This is a genomic window from Acinetobacter sp. HR7 (assembly GCF_000773685.1).
GTDB classification, from domain to species: domain Bacteria; phylum Pseudomonadota; class Gammaproteobacteria; order Pseudomonadales; family Moraxellaceae; genus Acinetobacter; species Acinetobacter thermotolerans.
Map to the genome: position 1 here is coordinate 1 of NZ_JPQO01000139.1, position 5,270 is coordinate 5,270.

5 protein-coding genes and 1 tRNA gene are annotated in these 5,270 nt (G+C 44.0%); 5 read left to right on the plus strand and 1 reads right to left on the minus strand.

Going from position 1 to position 5,270, the window contains the following annotated elements:
- The first annotated feature begins 314 nt into the window (after nucleotides 1–314).
- Nucleotides 315–1,658: an argininosuccinate synthase gene (gene argG / locus GW12_RS06310; protein ID WP_034585040.1), complete on the plus strand. Its 1,344-nt coding sequence runs from the start codon at nucleotides 315–317 to the stop codon at nucleotides 1,656–1,658.
- A 59-nt stretch (nucleotides 1,659–1,717) separates the two neighbouring features.
- On the opposite strand, the gene GW12_RS06315 is transcribed toward argG, so the two are convergent.
- The gene (locus GW12_RS06315; protein WP_034585042.1) at nucleotides 1,718–2,992 is read right to left on the minus strand and encodes a GGDEF domain-containing protein; all 1,275 of its coding nucleotides are present in this window, start codon (nucleotides 2,990–2,992) and stop codon (nucleotides 1,718–1,720) included.
- Between the two features lie 154 nt (nucleotides 2,993–3,146).
- On the opposite strand from GW12_RS06315, the gene pyrC reads away from it, so the two are divergent.
- The 4 genes from pyrC to GW12_RS15875 all read left to right on the plus strand — a co-directional run bounded on the left by pyrC (nucleotide 3,147) and on the right by GW12_RS15875 (nucleotide 5,194).
- Nucleotides 3,147–4,181, plus strand: a complete 1,035-nt coding sequence (gene pyrC / locus GW12_RS06320) for a dihydroorotase (RefSeq protein WP_034585045.1) — start codon at nucleotides 3,147–3,149, stop codon at nucleotides 4,179–4,181.
- The gene (rnt, locus tag GW12_RS06325) at nucleotides 4,166–4,825 is read left to right on the plus strand and encodes a ribonuclease T (protein WP_034585049.1); all 660 of its coding nucleotides are present in this window, start codon (nucleotides 4,166–4,168) and stop codon (nucleotides 4,823–4,825) included. Before pyrC ends, rnt begins: the two co-directional genes overlap by 16 nt.
- Nucleotides 4,826–4,845: 20 nt before the next feature.
- A tRNA-Glu gene (locus GW12_RS06330) sits at nucleotides 4,846–4,921 on the plus strand.
- A 117-nt stretch (nucleotides 4,922–5,038) separates the two neighbouring features.
- Entirely contained in the window at nucleotides 5,039–5,194 is a 156-nt protein-coding gene (locus GW12_RS15875; RefSeq protein WP_171077674.1) for a hypothetical protein, read from the plus strand.
- Nucleotides 5,195–5,270: the final 76 nt, after the last annotated feature.

Genomic DNA, 5,270 nt, shown 5'->3' on the forward strand with positions numbered 1-5,270 from the left:
GTCCATATAGGACATTTCTATTTGGTTATTAGGTAGGACATTTCTACTTGGGAATAACACTAAAGCGTCCAAGTAAGATAGGAATCTCTGTTCACTTCTCTATGAGATGTAGTGTCCATCAAAATAAGAATACACAGTGAATGTTCAATCCAGCCTAAAAAGCTGACAAAACCTCACCATTAAAGTTCATTTTTTTAAATTTTTCTCTTTTTTCAGAAAAAATGTTTTGGTAAAAGTGATAGAATACCGCATTTACAGATTCTCCTTGGCCACCAATTTCTCGTGGTGCCTATTTGAAATAGTTAGGACTAGCAATGACTGATAATGCAACTATCTTGCAGAGTGTACCAGTAGGCAAAAAAGTCGGTATCGCCTTTTCTGGTGGTCTAGATACTTCAGCTGCTTTATTGTGGATGAAACAAAAAGGTGCTGAGCCTTATGCTTACACTGCGAACCTGGGCCAGCCAGACGAAGACGATTACGATGCCATCCCTAAAAAAGCAGAAGCTTATGGCGCAGTAAAAGCACGTCTGATCGACTGTCGTCTACAACTTGCATTAGAAGGTATTGCTGCGATTCAATGTGGCGCGTTCCACATCTCTACTGGTGGCGTTCCTTACTTCAACACTACGCCACTTGGCCGTGCAGTAACAGGTACGATGCTTGTGACTGCAATGAAAGAAGATGACGTAAACATCTGGGGTGACGGTTCAACTTATAAAGGTAATGACATCGAGCGTTTCTACCGCTACGGTCTGCTGACCAACCCTAACCTTAAAATCTACAAACCATGGTTAGACCAGACTTTCATTGATGAGCTGGGTGGCCGTGCCGAAATGTCTCAGTTCCTGATCGACAACGGCTTTGACTACAAAATGTCAAAAGAGAAAGCTTACTCAACTGACTCAAACATGTTGGGTGCGACTCACGAAGCCAAAGATCTTGAACACCTTGATTCAGGTATCAAAATCGTTGAGCCAATCATGGGCGTTGCCTTCTGGAAAGAAGACGTTGAAATCAAACCTGAAGAAGTATCCATTACTTTTGAAGAAGGTTTCCCTGTTGCGATCAATGGCAAACGCATTGAAGATCCAGTTGAATTCATTCTTGAAGCAAACCGTATCGGTGGCCGTCATGGTCTAGGTATGTCGGATCAGATTGAAAACCGTATCATCGAAGCGAAATCTCGCGGTATCTATGAAGCACCGGGGATGGCACTGCTGCACATCGCTTACGAGCGTCTGGTGACTGGTATCCATAACGAAGATACGATTGAACAATACCGCATCAACGGTCTGCGTTTAGGTCGTCTGTTGTACCAAGGTCGTTGGTTTGATTCTCAAGCCTTAATGTTGCGTGAAACCGCACAGCGTTGGGTTGCGAAAGCGATCACTGGTACTGTGACTTTAGAACTGCGTCGTGGTAATGACTACACTATCATGAACACTGAATCTCCTAACCTGACTTACGAACCAGAACGCCTAACTATGGAGAAAGGTGATTCTATGTTCTCTCCAGCAGACCGTATCGGTCAGTTGACTATGCGTAACCTAGACATCACAGATACTCGCGCAAAACTTGGTATTTATACAAATTCAGGTTTATTAGCTGTAGGTACAGGTTCAGCAGTTCCACAACTGAAAGACAAAAACAAATAATATTGTTGGATCTCTGAAATAAAAAACCGCTCGAAAGAGCGGTTTTTTTATTGCTGGATTTAAAGATTATAGAGTTTATCAAACTCATCAGCAGTGAGATTCTGGTAATAAATCTGGTTACGCCCCAAGATCTTGGCCTTATACAGCGCCTGATCGGCAATACCGAGTAATGCTTCTTTACTGATGTCCTGTTCGCCTCGATACACTGTCAATCCTAGACTGATGGTGACATATTGGGATACCGTTGATTTTTCGTGGGGTATCATTAAACGTTCAATGGCTTTAAAGATATTGGTGGCCACGGCATAGGCACCGTTGGCATCCGTTTCCGGTAACAGCACCACAAATTCTTCCCCACCATAACGCGCAACAAAGTCCATATGCCGGATGGCATTTTTAATGGTTACCGCAATGCTGGAAATGACGTCATCACCCTTTTGGTGTCCGTAAAAATCATTATAGTTTTTAAAGAAATCCACATCGATAAATAGCACTGCTAAGGAGCTGTTATCCCGTTTCGCCTGCGAAAAATACACATTTAGCATTTCATCGAAAGTACGGCGATTGGAAATCTTGGTCAGTTCATCTTGCTGGCTCAAGTGCAGAAGTTCAGTATTATGAATTCGGTGAATCTGCTCACTAATCTTGGCACGTGCAGAATACAGAAAAATCATGCGCTCACGGGCAAAAATCATATGGCTGATGACAAAGCCCAGAATGGAACTGCCTACCAGAATCCGCATAAACACCACTGGACCAAACTCAATCTCCATCCAGATCAGGCTAACCACACTAGCGATCGCCGCTAACACACCGGTCACCAACATCTGTAAAGGTTTAACCCCGGTCAGGATATAGCCCAACACATAGATGATACTGACGATTGCCATGGCTTGCAGTTTCATCGCTGGAGTTAGAATCGACATGGTCAGGCAGGACGTGGTCACCAGTACCCAGAACATCAGCACCAATGAGGCAGAATGAAAATATGGTCTGAGCTTAGGCAAAGTGGCGAAAAAGTAAAACACCAGTAACGTTAATCCGCCATTAATAATCCCCAGCAGACACAAGGTAAAATCATGGACAAAATACTGATCTTCCAGAATCCAGTAATCTGTGGGAATGATGGTCAGCATCAGAACAAAATAGGATAAGACCCCGGCCCAAACATAGCGTTCCGCATGCTTTCGGGCACGCTCCATATTTTTAGACCAAAATTCATCCTCTAACGGCTGTGGAAAGACTCGCCGTATTTTCTGACTTTGCCCCGCGATCAGTGCTTCAATCTTTTCTTTCTGATCCTGCAACTTAGCTAAATTATATTTGTATTCCATTGCTTAGCGCATGCATGTAATTTTTTTAATGATTTTAAAATAGCATACTTTTTCAAATTAATTCATCTTTATCATGCGTTTTGTCTATATTTCACATTACCATTTTTAGCCCAGATGCATTATCATTCAAATTATTTCTCTGATTGAATTCGCCTTGAATACGATTACGATTCTCCAGCCAGACGACTGGCACGCTCACCTACGTGATGGTCTAGCACTCAAGCGTACGGTTCCTGACTTAGCCCAACAATTTTCCCGCGCAATCTGTATGCCAAACCTGGTTCCACCAGTCAAAACGGTGGAAGAGGCACTCAGTTATCGTGAACGCATCATGGCGCATGTGCCTGAAGGCGTAAATTTCGATCCGCGTATGGTGTTGTACTTCACTGACAATACCTCTCCAGATGAAGTACGCAAAATCAAAGAGTCTGAGCATGTCAGTGCAATCAAGCTCTACCCTGCTGGTGCAACCACCAACTCGGACAGCGGTGTCAGCGACATCCGCAAAGTGTATGCGGTGATCGAACAGCTTGAAGAACACCAAGTGCCGTTATTGCTACATGGCGAAGTGACCCATAATCACGTCGATATTTTCGATCGTGAAAAACGTTTCCTGGATGAAGTGCTTTCTCCACTGTTAAAACAGTTCCCGAAACTGAAACTGGTACTGGAACATATCACTACCAGCGAAGCAGCGAATTTTGTCTTGGAGCAAGATCGCAATGTGGCTGCAACCATTACCCCACAACACTTACTGTTTAACCGTAATGACCTGCTCGTAGGCGGTGTAAAACCCCATTTCTATTGCCTGCCAATTTTAAAACGTCAAACACACCAGCAGACTCTACTGGAAGTGGCGACCAGCGGTAATCCGAAATTCTTCCTCGGTACCGACAGTGCACCGCACTCAAAAAATGCCAAAGAAAATGCATGTGGCTGCGCAGGGTGTTATAGTGCGCCTACTGCAATTGAACTCTATGCTCAGGCATTTGATCAGGTCGGCAAGATTGACCGTCTGGAAGGTTTTGCCAGCCATTTTGGTGCTGATTTCTACGGCCTGCCGCGCAATACCAATACCATTACTCTGGTAAAAGAAGATCAAGTGATTCCTGAGAGTCTGGACTATTTGGATGGTGAACAGATTATTCCGCTGTATGCGGGTAAAACCATTCAATGGAGAAAAGTGTGACAAATGAAACTCTCCCAGTCATTGGTCAACGTTTCCGTGGATTTCTGCCTGTTGTTGTCGATGTAGAGACAGCAGGTTTTAATGCACAAACCGACGCCTTACTGGAAATCGCTGCCATTCCTATTGTTTTCAATGAGAAAGGCGAATTTGTGCCGGGTCAGGCCCATCATGCACATATCAATCCCTTTGAAGGGGCAAATCTCGACAAGCGTTCGCTCGACTTTATCGGTGTAGATCCGTTTAATCCGATGCGTATCGCGATGGCCGAAGATGAGAAAACTGCGTTAAAACGTATTTTTAAATCGATCAATGAAGTACGGCGCCAGCAAAACTGCACCCATGCAATTTTGGTGGGCCACAATGCGCATTTCGATTTAGGTTTTGTTCAGGCAGCTATTGCCCGTACCGGTACCAAGAACCAGAACCCGTTCCACAGTTTTTCTGTATTCGATACAGTTACTTTGAGTGCGGTGATGTTTGGCCAAACAGTACTGGCAAAATCCTGTATTCAGGCTGGTATCGAGTTTGACGGCAAAGAAGCTCACTCTGCTTTATATGACACGCAGAAGACGGCTGAACTGTTTTGCTATATTTTAAACAAACTCACCCCCCACTTGCTTGACACTTTGGTGGCGGATCAATAAGATACCGCCATCTTCTAAACGTCCCTATCGTCTAGAGGCCTAGGACATCGCCCTTTCACGGCGGTAACCGGGGTTCGAATCCCCGTAGGGACGCCATCTTATTTCTCCTTCTTCTCTATTATTTTTTTATCCAGAATCTCTATATCTATTGTTATGCCCTTTCTGATTTACTTAGGCTATAATCAAGGCAAGTTGAGAATTTGATATTTTTCCATGTTAAAGAAAATACTGATTGTTTTACTGATTCTGGCGCCTTCTGCCCTGTATCTTTATATTGTCAGCCGTGATGGTAATAAAACGCCTGAACCAGCAGCAACTGCACCGGCAGATCAAAAGCAGACCGAGCAATATCCGACCCCAGATCACTAGGGTCTGTTGACACTTACTGTTCATAATTAACCCTATAAAGGTAGCCATAAAAATATACAGGCTAAGGCAACAGAAC

What these genes read in the sequence shown, in the direction of transcription:
- GW12_RS06315 (WP_034585042.1), bottom strand. Translation starts at nt 2,992, where the DNA reads ATGGAATACAAATATAATTTAGCTAAGTTGCAGGATCAGAAAGAAAAG.
- argG (WP_034585040.1), top strand. Translation starts at nt 315, where the DNA reads ATGACTGATAATGCAACTATCTTGCAGAGTGTACCAGTAGGCAAAAAA.
- GW12_RS15875 (WP_171077674.1), top strand. Translation starts at nt 5,039, where the DNA reads ATGTTAAAGAAAATACTGATTGTTTTACTGATTCTGGCGCCTTCTGCC.
- rnt (WP_034585049.1), top strand. Translation starts at nt 4,166, where the DNA reads ATGGAGAAAAGTGTGACAAATGAAACTCTCCCAGTCATTGGTCAACGT.